This window comes from Candidatus Pantoea edessiphila, assembly GCF_002933335.1.
Lineage (GTDB): Bacteria > Pseudomonadota > Gammaproteobacteria > Enterobacterales > Enterobacteriaceae > Pantoea_C.
In genome coordinates this window covers 21,890-38,996 of sequence record NZ_PDKS01000002.1, presented here as the reverse complement: position 1 = coordinate 38,996, position 17,107 = coordinate 21,890, and the positions used below count along the sequence as shown (strand labels likewise).

Below are 17,107 nucleotides of genomic sequence, written 5' to 3'. Positions count from 1 at the left end.
AGTAATAGCAAACAAATGCTTTAAGATCATTATAATATTTTGTCTGATATATGATTGATAATAATTTTTATTTTAAAATTAGTCGCATTGACATATCAATTGAACGTATATTTTTAGTTAAATCACCAATAGAAATATAATCAATTCCGATTTGTGCAATTTTTGTAACTTCTAAATCATTAATATTACCTGAAACTTCTAAAGCTACACGTCCATTATTAATTTTTATTGCTTGATTAATTTCGTCAAAACTAAAATTATCTAACATTATTATATCTGCTCCAGCATGTATAGCTTGAATTAGTTCTTGTATTGATTCTACTTCTATCTCTATAGGATAGTTAGGAAATATTGATAATGCCATTTTTATAGACTTATGGATAGATCCAATAGTAATAATGTGATTTTCTTTAATTAAAAAAGCTTCTGATAATCCAATTCTATGATTATTTCCCCCTCCACATATTACAGCGTATTTTAGAGCTGTTCTTAATCCTGGTATGGTTTTACGTGTATCTAGTAACTTTGTATTAGTATTATTCAGAAGTGAAACATAATAATGCACTTTAGTGGAAACACCAGACAGAGTTTGTATGAAATTTAGTATTGTACGTTCACATATTACAAGTATACGTGCTGGTCCTTCAATTTCGAATAATAACTGTCCTGGTATCATCTTCTCACCATCTTTTATATACCAATTTATATTTACTGTTTGATTTAATGTGTTAAATATTGCTTGTATCCAATCTTTACCACAAAAAATACCCTTTTCATGTGTCAAAATCTGAGCACATGCTATAACATATTTAGGCAATAAATTAGCTGTAATATCATTATCAATATTAATGTGACCACCTAGATCTTCGCGTAAGGCTCTTGAAACAACTTCCGGTATATCTTCTTTTGCTAATCTGATCAATTCACTATGGCGATGATTGAAATTATATCTTCTGGTAGACATATTATTGTTTCCCTTTAAGCGTTTGGAAATTGTGCTTAAAAAACATTTTTTTATTACAACCAATAATATATGATACATTTTCATGTATTCATGTAGATAATTACATTATGAAGTATATGTTGTATTATTATACATGTACACATTATATAGCCAGGACAATGTTTTATATTTAATTTAGATTTTATTTAATTAATGTTTAATATTATCAATATAATAACCAAATATAAAATTATTTAAAATAAATACTTATACTGTTTAATCATGGTTTTTAAGAAAAAATTACTAATTACTGTTAATAATTAACAAAATATAATTAAAATTAAATTTACTTATAATCTTTAATAGATTTGATGTTTATTATATTATTTCAATTTAATTATAAATAAGATTTTTTTAATTAATAGTAAAAAAATACAAATCAACAGGATATTAATTTGTATTCACTCATCATTTAATCTATAATATTTATTTTTAATTTATTAGTTATTAATAATAACTAATAAATGTTTGAAAAATATTGTTTTTAAGTAAATTTTGTAGATATAATATAATTATTGAAATCATAACTTTATGGTGAGTATAAATTATTAATGAAATTATATAAGTAATTGAATAAGAAACAAGAATGATGATAGAAACAATTAAATGTATTGCTATCATTTATTTATAGTTCTATATTAATGTTATTATATTAAATAAAATAATCATTACAACAAACATTATAGAAAATGATTTTAACTCAAGAATTTTCACATAACATGTAATATTCCAGAGAGCATAATTTCACATAAGATAAAATAATGTAATATATTAAATTATTTTATTAAGTAAATAAGATTATTTTAAATTTTTTTCTAAAATAGAATTTTTTGAAAAGTTAGATATTTTCAATATGTTGTTTATTTAAAAAGTAACATTATTACCTTAATAATTTTATGATACTATCATACTATATTAGTAATAATTGATTTGATTTATTGTAGTTGTTTTATCAAATTGTTTTGTATGCATTAAAAATGCTATTGAAGAGCAAAAAATAAATTAAAATTGTTTATAATTATCACCATGATTGTGGTTTTTCATTAGTTTTTTATTATTTATTTTACAATAGGTTGATAAAGAAAAGGAAGATACCATGTCAGATGAGTTCTATAATGACGTGGATCCGATTGAAACTCGTGAATGGTTACAGGCGATTGAATCGGTTATACGTGAAGAAGGTATTGAGCGGGCACAGTACCTAATTAAAAAAATTTCAATGAATGTCCGTAAAAAAGGTATTAAAATCCAAAAAAATGAGTTCATTAGCGACTATATTAATTCTATTGCTGTTGAAAAAGAACCCAATTATCCAGGTAATATTAATTTAGAACGCCGAATTCGTTCTGCTATTCGCTGGAACGCTATTATATCTGTATTACGAGCTTCAAATAAGAATTTAGAATTAGGTGGACATCTTTCATCTTTTCAATCTTCTGCTACTATTTACGAAGTATGTTTTAATCATTTTTTTCGTGCGCCTAACAATAAAGATGGAGGAGATTTAGTATACTTTCAAGGACATATTTCACCTGGTATTTATTCTAGAGCCTTTTTAGAAGGTCGTTTGACTGAAGAACAAATGAATAATTTCCGTCAAGAAGTATATGGCAATGGTTTATCTTCTTATCCACATCCTAAATTAATGCCGGATTTTTGGCAGTTTCCAACTGTTTCTATGGGTTTAGGTCCCTTGTCAGCAATTTACCAAGCTAAATTTTTAAAATATCTTTTACATCGTGGTTTAAAAGATACATCAGAACAGACTGTTTATGCATTTCTCGGAGATGGAGAAATGGATGAACCAGAATCAAAAGGTGCCATAAATATTGCAACTCGTGAACAATTAGATAATTTGGTTTTCATTATTAATTGCAATTTACAGCGTTTAGATGGACCTGTGATTGGTAATGGAAAAATTATTAATGAACTGGAAGGAATTTTTGAGGGTGCAGGATGGGAAGTAATAAAGGTGATTTGGGGTGGTCTTTGGGATAACTTATTGAATAGAGATAATAGTGGTAAATTAGTACAATTAATGAATGAAACTATTGATGGTGATTACCAAAATTTAAAATCACGTGATGGTGCTTATGTTCGAAAATATTTTTTTGGTAAATATCCAGAAACTGCTGATCTTGTTAAAGATATGTCAGACAATGAAATATGGGCTTTGAATCGAGGAGGACATGATCCTAAAAAAATTTACGCTGCCCTACAAAAAGCTCAAAATATAAAAAATAAACCAGTATTGATTTTAGCACATACAATTAAAGGTTATGGTATGGGAGAAATTGCTGAAGGTAAAAATATTGCTCATCAAGTAAAAAAGATGGATTTAAATGATCTTCGTTATATTAGAGACAGATTTAACATAGAAATAGAAGATGATGCAATTGCATCATTACCTTACATAACTTTTACAAAAGATTCTGATGAATATAATTATCTTCATCAACAAAGAAAAAAACTAGGTGGTTATTTGCCAATACGTAAATCTCAATTCACAGAAAATTTAGATATACCAAATTTGGAAGATTTTAAACCACTTCTACAGAGACAAAAAAAAGAAATTTCAACCACTATAGCTTTTGTGCGTGTTTTAAACATAATGTTAAGAAATAACTCAATTAAGGATAGATTAGTACCGATTTTAGCTGATGAAGCACGTACTTTTGGCATGGAAGGTTTGTTTCGTCAAATAGGTATTTATAATCCAAACGGCCAGAAATATATACCCCAAGATCAAGCACAGCTTACTTACTATAAGGAAGACAAAAAGGGGCAAATATTGCAAGAAGGAATTAATGAATTAGGGGCGGGATCATCTTGGCTGGCTGCTGCTACATCTTATAGTACAAATAATTTACCGATGATTCCGTTTTATATTTATTATTCAATATTTGGTTTTCAGCGTATAGGTGATTTAATGTGGTTAGCAGGAGACCAACAAGCAAGAGGATTTTTAATAGGAGGTACTTCTGGTAGAACTACTCTAAATGGAGAAGGATTACAACATGAAGATGGTCATAGTCATATTTATTCGCTGACAATACCAAATTGCATATCTTATGATCCAGCATATGCTTACGAATTAGCTGTTATAATGCATGATGGTTTAGTTCGGATGTATGGAAAAAAGCAAGAAAATATTTACTATTATATTACTACTCTAAACGAAAATTACCAAATGCCAGAAATGCCTAAAGGAGTTGAAGAAGGTATACGTAGAGGCATTTATAAGCTAGAAACTATCGGATCAGGAAAAATAAAAGTTCAATTGTTAGGTTCAGGTTCTATATTAAGACATGTACGCAAAGCTGGTGAAACTTTATCCAAAGTATATGATATTAGTTCTGACATATATAGTGTTACTTCGTTTACTGAATTAGCTCGCGATGGGCAAGATTGTGAGCGTTGGAATATGTTACATCCTAATGAACAAGCTCGAGTACCTTACATTGCTCAAATTATTCAAGATATACCTACTGTTGCATCAACAGATTATATAAAATTATTTGCTGAGCAGATTAGCAAATATATCCCTACGATTAATTATCGGGTTTTGGGTACAGATGGTTTTGGCCGTTCTGATAGTCGTAAAAATTTACGCCATTATTTTGAAATTGATACTTCTTACATTGTTATTGCAGCTTTAGCTGAATTATCTGAATGTGGTAAAATAGATGTAAATCTAGTAGCAGAGGCAATTGAAAAATTCAATATTAATGCTGATAAAATTAATCCACGTTTAGCTTAAGAGGTGATTTATTAATGAATGTTACAATTAATATCCCAGATATTGGAGAAGGAGAATTTGAAGTTACTGAAATTTTAGTAAAAGTTGGTGATATGGTAAGAATAGAGCAGTCCTTAATCACTATAGAAGGGAATAAAGCTTCTATCGAAATACCTTCTCCTTACAACGGTATAGTAGAAGATATTCTAATTATTACTGGCAATAAAGTAAAAACTGGTTTTTCAATTATGGTATTTAAAACAATCGATAAAAATATTAATATTGATGAAAACCAACAAACTTCATTAATATCGAATTCTAATAAGCAAAAATGTGAAGATCAGGATGATCTCCTGATCAGTAAAATAACGGAAGAAATTAAATATACGAAAGATAGCGAAATTAAAAAAATAGAAAATAACGAAAATAATGATACATATGTGCACGCAAGTCCTTTAGTGCGTCGCCTGGCCTATAAATTTGGAATTGATTTATCTAAAATCAAGGGCATGGGTAAAAAAAATCGAATATTAAAAGAATGTATCCATAATCATATAAAACAAGCTATAACATTTTTTGAATTATCATCTAATGATAATAAAAACCATTACTCTAATTTATATAAAGTTAATCATTCCAGCAAAAATATTAGTAATATAAACAATTTTAATAATATTGAAGAAATAAAATTAAGTACAATTCAAAAAATTTCTGGAAATCGTTTAAGTAATAATTGGGTAACAATTCCTCATGTTACACATTTTGATAAAATTGATATTACTAATCTAGAAGAATTTCGCAATAAACAAAATATAGAAATTAAGAAAAAAGATCCAAATATAAAAATTAATTTATTAGCATTTATTATGAAGGCAGTTAATCATGCGCTTATTCAAATGCCAAGATTTAATAGTTCGTTATCTTCTGACCTACAAAAATTAATACTTAAAAAATATATTAATATTGGCATAGCAGTAGATACTCCGAAGGGATTATTGGTTCCAGTATTTAAAAATATTGACAAAAAAAGTGTTCTTACACTATCTATGGAATTGATAAATATTTCTCAAGAAGCAATTAAAGGAAAATTAACAGCTGAAGACATGCAAGATGGAACCTTTACTATATCTAGTTTAGGGGGCATTGGTACAAAATTTTTTACACCTATTATAAATGCTCCAGAAGTTGCTATTTTAGGCATCTCTAAATTTTCTATTGAACCATTCTGGAATGGAGAAAAATTTTTATCACGTTTAATGTTGCCTGTTTCACTTTCCTTTGATCATCGAGTAATTGATGGTGCAGATGGTGCACGTTTTCTGAATCTAATCAGCAATATATTAACTGATATTCGTCTCTTAATAATTTGAAAAATAAAATTAATTGCATCATTAGAGGTCAAAATGAATATTGATATTAAAACAAAAGTAGTAGTAATAGGAGGAGGACCTTCAGGTTATTCTGCTGCTTTCCGTTGTAGCGATTTGGGATTAGAAACTACTATAGTAGAACGTTATATTAATCTTGGTGGTGTTTGTTTAAATGTAGGCTGCATTCCATCTAAGTATTTGTTACATATTGCAAAAGTAATTAAAGAAATGCAATTATTAAGAAATAAAGGTGTAAATTTTAATGATATATGTGTAGATATAAATCAAATAAGGTCCAGGAAATCAAAAATTATTAATAATTTGACTAATAGTCTTTCATATATGGCAAAATTGCGCAAGACCAAAATTGTTAATGGGTTAGGAAAATTTATTGATTCCAATACGTTATTAGTAACAAACAACGATAAAACTACCACAATACATTTTGATAATGCCATAATTGCTGCAGGTTCAAGCTCAATTAAGTTACCCTCAATACCATATGCAGATAATAGAATATGGAATTCAACTGATGCACTTAACTTAAAAGAAATACCTAAAAAATTATTAATTATAGGTGGTGGAATAATAGGTTTAGAAATGGCTACTATTTATGAAGCATTAGGATCTGAAATTTCAATAATAGAAATGAATGACCAAATAATACCATCTGCTGATGAAGATGTTATTAAAGCTTTTATGAAAATTATTGGTACTAGGTTTAAGATCATGTTAAAAACAAAGATAACTTCAGTAAAAGCAGAAAATGATGGTATTTACGTTTCTACAATAGTAGATAAAGATAATATAAAAACAGTTACATGTTACGATGCGGTATTAGTTGCTGTTGGTAGAATACCCAACAGTCAAAATTTATCAGTTGAAAAAGCAGGAATTGAAGTAAATAATAATTATATTAGTGTAGATAAACAAATGCGAACAAATATTTCTCATATTTATGCAGTTGGTGATATAGTTGGTAATCCTATGTTAGCTCACAAAGGGATCCATGAAGGACGTATTGCAGCAGAAGTAATTTCTGGATTAAAACATTATTTTGATCCAAAAGTAATTCCATCTATTTCTTATACTGATCCAGAAGTAGCTTGGATAGGAATAACAGAAAAAGAAGCAAATAAACAAGGTATTAAATATGAAACATCTATTTTTCCTTGGATAGCATCAGGTAGAGCAATTGTTTCTCAATGTGAAAATGGTATTACTAAATTAATATTTGATAAAAAAACTAATCGCATTATTGGCGGTGCCATCGTAGGAAGTAATGGAGGTGAATTATTAGGAGAAATAGGTTTAGCAATTGAAATGGGTTGTGATGCAGAAGATATTGCTTTAACTATACATGCGCATCCCACTTTATCTGAATCTATAGGATTAGCAGCTGAAATTTTTAAAGGAACTGTTACTGATTTAATAAATACAAAAAAGTAGATAGCATATTATATGCATATTAATAATATGCTAGCTTATTTATAATTTGATGATTTGCATTAAATGTTTAATTATATTAAACACCACTTATAGCTGGTGAATTTAACTGGTTAATTTATTTCTTTTAGATATAAATAATTATGATCACTCAATATACAACAAATTTTAATATAATTTGATTTACCGATAACAGTGGTAAAAATAAATAATAACTACTCAACAGGTTATAACTATCATGGTTAGGCTAAATATATGAAACATATTATTGAAGTAATGATTCCTGAAAAAACAATTGCTATGCGTATCATTGAATTAGGTAATGATATTAATAATTATTATAATGGTAGAAATAATAATATAGTGGTTGTGGGGTTGCTTCGTGGTTCATTTATGTTTATGGCAGATTTATGTCGTGTAATAAAGGTACCTCATAGAGTTGATTTTATTACTGCATCTAGTTATTTTGGGATGTCTAGAGCTGATAGTGTGAAAATTTTAAAAGATCTTGATGAAGATATAAGAGATAAAGATGTATTACTTGTTGAAGATATTATTGATTCTGGAAACACGTTAAGAAGTGTATATAATATCTTGAAATCTCGACAACCAAAGTCATTAATTATTTGCACTTTACTAGATAAATTAAAAGAAAGAAATATAAAAATCAATATTGAATATGTTGGATTTATAATACCAGATGAGTTTGTAGTTGGATTTGGAATAGATTATAAACAAAAGTATCGTAACTTACCTTACATTGGCAAGGTCATAAAAATTAATTAGAGATAATATATTTTATATAGTTAAAATTGTCATGTTCTAATTTTTTTAGAACTATATACTGTTTTTAAAATCAATATATTGATTGGCTATTTGTATAATTTATTATGTGATATAACAAGTCGTATCATAAACTTCAGGATATCTATTGCGGAGATAAAATTGTTAAAAATTATTTTACTATATACTATATTATAGTATAAAATATGATTTATAAATTCAATATCCTAATTGTGCTTATATCTAATTTATCTAGAATGCTCTTGATTAATTTACCATTATTAGGCAATGTGATATTTGGAGCTATTTGTGTTAAAGGTAATAACATGAAATTACGATTAACCATATCGTAATGAGGTATCGTTAAGCAATCAGTATTAATTATCAAATTTCCAAATAACATTATATCAATATCTATATTACGTGGTCCCCATCTTTCTTTATTACGAACTCGACCTTTTTTTGATTCTATTATTTTAACAAAGTGAAGAAAACTTTCAGGAGAAAGTTTAGTATCCATTTCTACAGCAATATTAATAAAATTAGGTTGATTTTTAAATCCATATGGTTGGGTAATATAAAATCTAGAAGTAATAATGCGCTTTGTTTGCGGAATTTTATCTAATTCTATTAGGGTGGATTTTATTTGATATATAGGATCATTAAGATTGCTTCCTAAAGAAATATAAATTATAGTCATCTGCAAATTATTTTATAATTATTTCGGAATGAACTTGAACTATTGCTCATTTTATTAATAATACTGTTTTGTTTTTTTACTAATGATATTTGACGTTGGTTCCAATTTTTACTAAGTCTTATTAATTCAGGCGTATTTTCTACTGCTGCACGTAATGACAGTAAATTATAAGCAACTTTAAATTTAGGATGTAATACTAATTTTTTAGCTCTTTTTCCATATATACGTGACATATATAATTGCAACTTCCAAATATCTTTTATTAAGGATGTTATACGTTTCGGAATAGCTAACACCTTACAAGCTTCTTCTAAAGTAGTATTTGTAGCAATAGAAAATGCATCATAGTATGATAATACGTGAGAATTATTTTGAGCCACTATTTCAGCACTTTGTAATTGTCTATACCAAAACATTGCTGCAAACAAAAATACTGGATTGACACGCAAATGATTTTGGATTCTATTGTCTGTATTTTTTAATAATTGGATTAACATACGTTCTGTTGTGCTATCACCGTTTTTGGTAAAACTATTTGCTAATGTTGGAAATAATAATTGAAATAAATTATACTCGCATAATTTACAGTAGGTCAGATAACCATAACCTGTTTGAAATAATTTAAGAGCTTCTTCAAATAAACGTGAAGGTGAAATATTGTGTAATAACAAAGCAAGTCTTGGAATTGGTTCAGCTGTTTCTGGAGCAATACTCATATTTAATTTTGCAGAAAATCTTGCTACACGTAACATACGAACCGGATCTTCACGATAACGCGTTTCTGGATCACCAATAAGTCTAATTACACCTTCTCTCAGATCACGAAAACCACCAACATAATCTCGTACACTGAAATCAGTCATACTATAATATAGACTATTAATAGTAATATCTCTACGGTAAGCATCATCTTCAATTTTACCAAATGTATTATCAGTTAATAACATACCATTTTTACTAAAATGAAAACTTTTATAATGATCTTGATATTCCTCTTCTACTTTATCTCCCCTAAAAGTGGCAACTTCAATGATTTCTGAATTAAAAATTATATGAGCTAAAATAAATCTACGACCAACTAGACGACAGTTGCGAAATAATCTAATCATTTGTTCAGGAGTTGCATTTGTAGTGACATCAAAATCTTTGGGTTTTTGTCCTAGTAACAAATCACGTACACCACCACCTACTAAATATGCTTCATATCCTGCTTTATTTAAGCGATAAAGAACTTTAAGAGCATTTTTGCTAATATTTTTACAGGATATCATATGTCTTATTTGCGGAATCATTATCATGATAATATTTCAAACCTTTACTGGTGCCTCCTTAAAATTATAAAAAACAATTTTAAATTACAAAATTATTTTTTGTTAAGATAAGAGATACATGAAAATAATATTAATTATGTCATCAATAATTTAATAGTGAGTAAAAATCAATTTAATCTTAAACAAATGCACATTAAAATATCTTTAAGTATTAAATACAAAAGCAATAAAACCTAAAAATATTTTCCTTTACTTATTTGAGTATTTTGAATTTTAGGAAAAGTGATAACTATAATGTGATGATCTTTTTTATTTCTATATTTCTATAATATTAATAATTTAATATAATTAAAGTATCGTCCATTATTACAATAACTTTACCATGTAAATCTATTATTGCTTAAATGATGATAGACTGTTGTTTATTCTTTCATTATTTATAATGTGTAGTATTAAAAATATTTTTATTATGTTCTTATTCTATATCTTATATATTAATAGGCTCTTTGTTTTTCGCGAATTTCTGCTATTGTTTTACAATCAATACATAAATCAGCTGTTGGTCGAGCTTCTAAACGGCGAAGACCTATCTCAATACCACAGGAATCGCAATAACCAAAATCGCCACCTTCTACTTTTTTTAATGTTTTCTCTATTTTTTTGATTATTTTATTTTCTCTATCTCGAGTGCGTAATTCTAAGCTAAATTCTTCTTCTTGTGAAGCACGATCTATGGGATCAGGAAAATTAGAAGTTTCATCTTGCATATTAGTTAAACCACGATCTATTTCTTTTTGTAGTTGATCTTTCCAAGCTCTTAAAATCTTACGAAAATGATTTAATTGTTCAGAATTCATATATTGCTCATCCGGTTTTTCTTGGTAACTTTTTACTCCAGCTATAGCAAGAATACTAAGAGATGATATTTTACGTTTTTTCTCTTTTTTCATAAAGTTATCTCCTGATAAAAACCATACATCCATTATTACTAATATCAATATTTTTTTATAATAATATTCATATATTAAAGAAAAACAACCATTAACATACATAGGTGCAATTTTTCAGATTTTACGCAAAATTATTTTTAAATCTAATTATAGTAGAAAGTATAAAATTATTTAATATTAAATAATACAGAAAAACAACTTATACAAAATTACTTTAATAAAAATTAAGATATTTTCTTCAATTTGAGGATTTAAATTTATTTAAGTTTAATAAAAAATTTTCATAATTTAGAAAAACAAATATTAGCAATATCTACAGTATTTTTAATATCTTTCATAGTATGTGATAGTGATACAAAATTTGTTTCAAAAGGAGAAGGAGTTAAATAGATTCCTTTCTCTAACATTAGATGAAAAAATTTTTTGAATAAGTTAAAATCACATCTTAAAATATCAGAATAACAATTAACAGTACTATCCTTTGTAAATAATAATCCAAACATACCTCCAATATTATTAATAATTATAGGAATATTATTGATTTTTGCTGCTGAACGTAAACCAAAACACAACTGTGTGGTTAAATAATTTAATTTTTTATAGGTATGTGGTTTTATAATTTGTTTTAAACAACTATATCCTGCAGCCATTACTACTGGATTTCCAGAAAATGTGCCAGCTTGATATATTGGTCCATTGGGAGCTAATTTATTCATTAATTCTCTTTTGCCTCCAAAAGCACCAACAGGTAAACCACCTCCTATTATCTTTCCTAAGCAAGTAATATCTGGTTCTATATTGTAATATTGCTGAGCTCCTCCTAATGCCACTCGAAAACCGGTCATTACTTCATCAAATATTAGTAGTGAATTAAATTCATCACATAAATTGCGTAATCCTTGTAAAAAGTTTTCTTTAGGCAAAATACAATTCATATTGCCAGCTACTGGTTCAACAATAATAGCAGCAATATCTTCAGGATATTTTATGAATATTTTATGAACTGCATCCAGATCATTATACTCACAAACTATAGTATTTTTTATACACTCAATAGGAATACCAGATGAACTTAGATAATTATCATTAATTAATGATTCATCAGAACTTAATAGCAAAGAATCAACATGGCCATGATAACAACCTTTAAACTTGATTATTTTACTGCGTCTAGTATATCCTCTTGCTAAACGAATAGCACTCATTGTAGCTTCAGTACCAGAATTAACCATGCGTATCATTTCTATACTTGTTACTAAATCACAAATTAATTGAGCCATAAGATTTTCTGTTTCTGTAGGAGTACCAAAACTTAAACCATTTTTTATTATAGCAATAGTAGCTTTTCGGATTCTATGATTATTGTGCCCCATTATCATAGATCCCCATGAACCAACATAATCTATATAACATTTATCATCTACATCATATAAGTAAGCTCCTTGGGCTTTAGTAACAAAAAAAGGATCTCCTCCTACATTATTAAATGATCTTACAGGAGAATTTACCCCACCTGGGATAAAATATTTTGCATTAGAAAATAGTTTTTTAGAATTATTCATTGTCATTATAATTAATAATAAAATTATCAGAATGATATTATCATATATTATATTAAAATTTATTAAAAAACATAAAACAAAAAATAAGTAATTAATAATACATTTTTAAAATATAAATTATATTACTAAATTAACTTATTAAAGTTTATTAAAACACCTAATTGGAATTAAACTATGGATATAAAATCATTAATACCATTAAAATTCACCGATGCAGCAGTTAATAAAATAAAATTATTAATTAAAGATAAAGGTAATAATCATTTAAAATTACGTGTATATATATCTGGTGGAGGATGTAGTGGATTTCAATATGGTTTTACTTTAGATGATATAGGAAATGCAGAAGACATAATTTTTACAAATCAAGGTATAAGCTTAATTATAGATCCTATAAGTATTCAGTATCTTAATGGTAGTTTAATAGACTACAAAGAAAATTTAGAAGGTTCGCGTTTTGTTGTTATTAATCCTAATGCTAAAATAACTTGTAGTTGTGGTTCTTCATTTGGAATATAAGAAATCAAAAATTAATATTTGTATAAATTGTTTTTGAATTTTCATAATACTATAAATAATGACTTGTTAAAATAGATAGTGTATTTTAATAAAAAATATTTGTAATATAAACAAAACATTTTTATAGTCAAATAACATATTTTATTATTTATAGGTTTTTAAGAATTGATCTATAACTACACAACACTTTTTAGAGCTGTTAATTAAATGTTTTTTGAAAATCAGGTTTGATTTTTTATCTGCAAAATCGGTAATAGATCTTATTACTATAAAAGGTATTTGAAAATCATAACAAACAAGAGCAATAGCTGCTGATTCCATTTCTATAGCAATTGCTTTTGGGAAATTTTTACAAATCTTAATCAAAGACATAGTACCATTAATAAATATATCCCCACTAACTATTAGTCCTACTTTCATATTAAATTTTAATTGATTAGAACACTTTGCCATTTGAAAAACTAAGTTTTTATCAGTAAAAAATGTTTTAGGATAACCACACACTTGTCCTAAACTATAACCAAAAGTCGTCAAATCAACATCATGAAAACAAACTTGATCAGCTATTACAATATCGCCTATTTTTAGGTCTAAAGAAATACCAGCAGCTGTGCCTATATTGATTATAATGTCGGGTTTATAAAAATTAACTAAGATTGTAGTACTGACTGCAACAACAGTTTTACTAACTCCTGATTGTATAAGTATTACTCTAATATTATTTATTAAACCTGTATAAATTTTATATCTACCTATTAAAGATATTTTACATTCATCAATCATATCAAGTAAAAACTTAACTTCTTGTTCCATAGCTCCTATAATGCCAATTATCATAAAAAATCTCTTAATTTTAAAACTAAATATATTGTGTAGATATAATAATATTCTATTTATTACTAATAATTGTGATTTATTTGAAATATTTAATATATAATTCAATTTATAATTTTACTGTATTTTATATGTAAAAAATTAGTTTTTTATTTTAAAAATAAGAATATAGTATGGTACCATAAACAGTGTTTGATTTTGATTAATCTATAAAAAATTATAATGCAATAAGCTTTTAAACTTAGTTATTTTAGTTATAGAATATAAAACAAATTAATTCATCATGAGTAGCATATTGTTAATATATGTGTTTCTTAAATGTACTAATTAACAAATAATATATATACAATGTGAAATATCATAAAATAAATTTTATATAGAATTTATCTATCTTCATGTGTATTAGTTTAATATTACAAATTTCAATCTGAGAGATCATTAATCAATGAAAAAAATATTGTTAATCTTTAATGCATTAATATTTAATTTTATTATATTAATTAGTAATTTTATAAATATTACTACAGCTGAGGCCGCTTATAATAGTGAACGAGTTTTTAGTTTATCACCAGTACTCAAAAAAACTATGCCAGCCGTAGTTAGTGTCTTTGTAGAAGGAGATGAAGATCTAACACCACAATACATAAAACAATTTAATGATACACCACAAAAATCTAATAATAGTATATTTTATCATAATACAAAAATTAGTTTGAAATCTTTGCTAAAAATATATAATGATGATGAAGAATCTGATAATAATCAAGATAATGATGGTAATATTTTTAAAAATTTAGGATCAGGAGTAATAATTAACGCTGACAAAGGTTATATAGTAACAAACAACCATGTAATAAATGATGCTAAAAAAATAGAAGTCAGGTTAAGTGATAATCGTCATTATTATGCAAAATTAATAGGTCAAGATATACAATCAGATATTGCTTTAATTCAATTAAAGGATGTAAAAGATTTAACTGTAATGAAGCTGGCAGATTCTGATAAATTACGTGTAGGTGATTATACTATAGCAATTGGTAATCCATATGGACTTGGAGAAGCTGCAACCTATGGAATTATATCAGGGATAGGACGTATAGGTTTTAACGATTATGGCTACCAAAATTTTATTCAAACAGACGCAACAATTAATCGAGGTAATTCTGGAGGTGCTTTAGTAAATTTGAAAGGGGAGTTAATTGGACTTAATACTGCAATTTTTAGTCCTGATGGTAGTAATACAAGAATAGGATTTGCAATTCCCAGTAATCTTGTTAAAGAAATAATAAATCAGATAATAAATTATGGTCAGGTAAGACATATTGACTTAGGTCTATCAGCTTCTCCTGTTGATCTAAAAATGGCAAAAACTATGAAGATTGATTCTAATATCGGTGCTTTTGTTAGCCGAGTTGTGAAAAATTCAACTGCTTATAAATACGGCATTAAAGTTGGTGATATAATTACACTAATTAATAATAGTCCAATTTACAGTCTTGCTTCTATTTATAATAATATTGGTTTATTGCCTATTGGAACAACAGTAAAATTACGTATATTACGAGATAAAAAATTTATCGATTTATTAGTCACATTGGATCAAGTAGATTTAAATGTATTAGATTCTTCAATTATTTCTAAAAATATAGAAGGTGCTAAACTAACTAATGGTAATTCTTACGATAAAGGAGTTTATGTAAATAAAATTATATCGAGAAGTATAGCAGCAAAAATTGGATTTCGAAAAGGTGATTTAATATTAAGTGTAAACAATAAAAATATTAATAATCTTGGGGATTTGCGCAGGATGTTAGAAAAGCAGCATTCATTTTTAGTTTTCAATGTGCAAAGAAATGCCAGAAATATATATTTATTTTATAGGTAAACAAACTTATTAATTTATACCAGATAAAGATTGACACTTTACCTGGTATAAAGAAATTAATATTAATATAATACAAACATATAACTCGTAGTATATAATTGGTATAATAAAAATAAAATTTATATAATTTGAAATAAATGCTAAATAGTTCGTAATATTTCATTAACACTTACCTTGGCACGAGTATTTTTATCCACTTTTTTAACGATTATAGCACAATACAAATTGTACTCATGATCTTTAGAAGGTAAACTGCCAGATACTACTACAGAACCAGCTGGTATACGACCATAACTTATCTCTCCGCTTTTGCGATTGTAAATTTTGGTGCTTTGACCTATATAAACGCCCATTGATATTACTGATCCTTCCTCTATTATTACACCTTCAACAATTTCAGAACGTGCTCCAATGAAACAATTATCTTCTATTATAGTAGGATTAGATTGTAATGGTTCTAAAACTCCGCCAATTCCAACTCCTCCTGAAATATGTACATTTTTACCTATTTGTGCACAAGAACCAACAGTGGCCCAAGTATCAATCATGGTACCTTTATCAACAAAAGCACCTATATTTATATATGATGGCATTATTATAGTGTTCTGTTTTATATGAGCTCCTTTTCTTACTGATGCTGGTGGTACCACTCTTATCCCTTTTTGCTGAAAACTCAAATCATCCCAATTAAAAAATTTCATGTTTATTTTATCGAAGTAATTTGTTTCAGCACCGTATATCAAACTATTATTAGTTATTTGAAAAAAAAGTAAAATAGCTTTTTTTATCCACTGATTGGTTATCCATTTCCCCTCTTTTTTTTCAGCTACTCGCAATATCCCATTATCTAGTAAATTTATAGTTTGATCAACAGCATGTTTTACCTCTTCTATTATCTCTATAGTTAGATTATTTTTGTTTTCAAAAGCATCTTCAATAATAATTCGTAGATTTTGCATTAATCTTCCATATTATTTATGATAAATCATGTTATTAAACATTGTTTAATTAAATTAATAATGATAAATATAATAAAAGCTCGGTT

General features: G+C 26.8%; 12 protein-coding genes and 3 pseudogenes. 8 read left to right on the top strand and 7 right to left on the bottom strand.

Annotation, left to right across the window (positions count from 1 at the left end; translation table 11 throughout):
* Positions 1-67: 67 nt before the first annotated feature.
* A complete protein-coding gene (nadC, locus tag CRV11_RS01825; RefSeq protein ID WP_136131639.1) occupies positions 68-964 on the bottom strand; it encodes a carboxylating nicotinate-nucleotide diphosphorylase in 897 nt (298 codons plus the stop codon).
* 1,135 nt (positions 965-2,099) lie between these two features.
* Between nadC and aceE the strand changes: the two genes are divergently transcribed.
* The 6 genes and pseudogenes from aceE to hpt all read left to right on the top strand — a co-directional run bounded on the left by aceE (position 2,100) and on the right by hpt (position 8,344).
* Positions 2,100-4,763, top strand: coding sequence for a pyruvate dehydrogenase (acetyl-transferring), homodimeric type (aceE, locus tag CRV11_RS01820; protein WP_136131638.1), 2,664 nt, complete (start codon positions 2,100-2,102; stop codon positions 4,761-4,763).
* Positions 4,764-4,777: 14 nt separating this feature from the next.
* Positions 4,778-4,936, top strand: a pseudogene (locus CRV11_RS03815) (biotin/lipoyl-containing protein); the annotation flags it as partial.
* Positions 4,937-5,170: 234 nt separating this feature from the next.
* Positions 5,171-5,285, top strand: a pseudogene (locus CRV11_RS03810) (E3 binding domain-containing protein); the annotation flags it as partial.
* Positions 5,286-5,407: 122 nt separating this feature from the next.
* Positions 5,408-6,112, top strand: a pseudogene (locus CRV11_RS03785) (2-oxo acid dehydrogenase subunit E2); the annotation flags it as partial.
* Between the two features lie 33 nt (positions 6,113-6,145).
* A complete protein-coding gene (gene lpdA, locus CRV11_RS01810) occupies positions 6,146-7,561 on the top strand; it encodes a dihydrolipoyl dehydrogenase (RefSeq protein WP_136131636.1) in 1,416 nt (471 codons plus the stop codon).
* A gap of 252 nt (positions 7,562-7,813) precedes the next feature.
* Positions 7,814-8,344 carry a hypoxanthine phosphoribosyltransferase gene (gene hpt, locus CRV11_RS01805; RefSeq protein ID WP_136131635.1) on the top strand — a complete coding sequence of 177 codons (531 nt, stop codon included), beginning with the start codon at positions 7,814-7,816 and terminating at the stop codon, positions 8,342-8,344.
* Positions 8,345-8,552: 208 nt separating this feature from the next.
* Here hpt and folK read toward each other — a convergent pair whose 3' ends face one another.
* The 4 genes from folK to hemL all read right to left on the bottom strand — a co-directional run bounded on the left by folK (position 8,553) and on the right by hemL (position 12,824).
* The gene (gene folK, locus CRV11_RS01800) at positions 8,553-9,041 is read right to left on the bottom strand and encodes a 2-amino-4-hydroxy-6-hydroxymethyldihydropteridine diphosphokinase (protein ID WP_136131634.1); all 489 of its coding nucleotides are present in this window, start codon (positions 9,039-9,041) and stop codon (positions 8,553-8,555) included.
* Positions 9,038-10,339 carry a polynucleotide adenylyltransferase PcnB gene (gene pcnB / locus CRV11_RS01795; RefSeq protein WP_136131633.1) on the bottom strand — a complete coding sequence of 434 codons (1,302 nt, stop codon included), beginning with the start codon at positions 10,337-10,339 and terminating at the stop codon, positions 9,038-9,040. Before pcnB ends, folK begins: the two co-directional genes overlap by 4 nt.
* 467 nt (positions 10,340-10,806) lie before the next feature.
* Entirely contained in the window at positions 10,807-11,262 is a 456-nt protein-coding gene (dksA, locus tag CRV11_RS01790) for an RNA polymerase-binding protein DksA (protein ID WP_136131632.1), read from the bottom strand.
* Positions 11,263-11,543: 281 nt separating this feature from the next.
* Positions 11,544-12,824, bottom strand: a complete 1,281-nt coding sequence (gene hemL / locus CRV11_RS01785) for a glutamate-1-semialdehyde 2,1-aminomutase (protein ID WP_136131631.1) — start codon at positions 12,822-12,824, stop codon at positions 11,544-11,546.
* Positions 12,825-12,998: 174 nt separating this feature from the next.
* Here hemL and erpA point away from each other — a divergent pair, with 174 nt between their 5' ends.
* Positions 12,999-13,343, top strand: a complete 345-nt coding sequence (gene erpA, locus CRV11_RS01780) for an iron-sulfur cluster insertion protein ErpA (protein ID WP_136131630.1) — start codon at positions 12,999-13,001, stop codon at positions 13,341-13,343.
* Positions 13,344-13,487: 144 nt separating this feature from the next.
* On the opposite strand, the gene CRV11_RS01775 is transcribed toward erpA, so the two are convergent.
* Positions 13,488-14,180, bottom strand: coding sequence for a 5'-methylthioadenosine/adenosylhomocysteine nucleosidase (locus CRV11_RS01775; protein WP_136131629.1), 693 nt, complete (start codon positions 14,178-14,180; stop codon positions 13,488-13,490).
* Positions 14,181-14,622: 442 nt separating this feature from the next.
* Between CRV11_RS01775 and CRV11_RS01770 the strand changes: the two genes are divergently transcribed.
* Positions 14,623-16,062, top strand: coding sequence for a Do family serine endopeptidase (locus CRV11_RS01770; protein WP_136131628.1), 1,440 nt, complete (start codon positions 14,623-14,625; stop codon positions 16,060-16,062).
* Between the two features lie 140 nt (positions 16,063-16,202).
* On the opposite strand, the gene dapD is transcribed toward CRV11_RS01770, so the two are convergent.
* Entirely contained in the window at positions 16,203-17,021 is an 819-nt protein-coding gene (gene dapD / locus CRV11_RS01765) for a 2,3,4,5-tetrahydropyridine-2,6-dicarboxylate N-succinyltransferase (RefSeq protein ID WP_136131627.1), read from the bottom strand.
* Positions 17,022-17,107: the final 86 nt, after the last annotated feature.

What these genes read in the sequence shown, in the direction of transcription:
- hemL (WP_136131631.1), bottom strand. Translation starts at nt 12,824, where the DNA reads ATGAATAATTCTAAAAAACTATTTTCTAATGCAAAATATTTTATCCCA.
- erpA (WP_136131630.1), top strand. Translation starts at nt 12,999, where the DNA reads ATGGATATAAAATCATTAATACCATTAAAATTCACCGATGCAGCAGTT.
- hpt (WP_136131635.1), top strand. Translation starts at nt 7,814, where the DNA reads ATGAAACATATTATTGAAGTAATGATTCCTGAAAAAACAATTGCTATG.
- pcnB (WP_136131633.1), bottom strand. Translation starts at nt 10,339, where the DNA reads ATGATAATGATTCCGCAAATAAGACATATGATATCCTGTAAAAATATT.
- lpdA (WP_136131636.1), top strand. Translation starts at nt 6,146, where the DNA reads ATGAATATTGATATTAAAACAAAAGTAGTAGTAATAGGAGGAGGACCT.
- dapD (WP_136131627.1), bottom strand. Translation starts at nt 17,021, where the DNA reads ATGCAAAATCTACGAATTATTATTGAAGATGCTTTTGAAAACAAAAAT.
- CRV11_RS01775 (WP_136131629.1), bottom strand. Translation starts at nt 14,180, where the DNA reads ATGATAATTGGCATTATAGGAGCTATGGAACAAGAAGTTAAGTTTTTA.
- dksA (WP_136131632.1), bottom strand. Translation starts at nt 11,262, where the DNA reads ATGAAAAAAGAGAAAAAACGTAAAATATCATCTCTTAGTATTCTTGCT.
- nadC (WP_136131639.1), bottom strand. Translation starts at nt 964, where the DNA reads ATGTCTACCAGAAGATATAATTTCAATCATCGCCATAGTGAATTGATC.
- CRV11_RS01770 (WP_136131628.1), top strand. Translation starts at nt 14,623, where the DNA reads ATGAAAAAAATATTGTTAATCTTTAATGCATTAATATTTAATTTTATT.
- folK (WP_136131634.1), bottom strand. Translation starts at nt 9,041, where the DNA reads ATGACTATAATTTATATTTCTTTAGGAAGCAATCTTAATGATCCTATA.
- aceE (WP_136131638.1), top strand. Translation starts at nt 2,100, where the DNA reads ATGTCAGATGAGTTCTATAATGACGTGGATCCGATTGAAACTCGTGAA.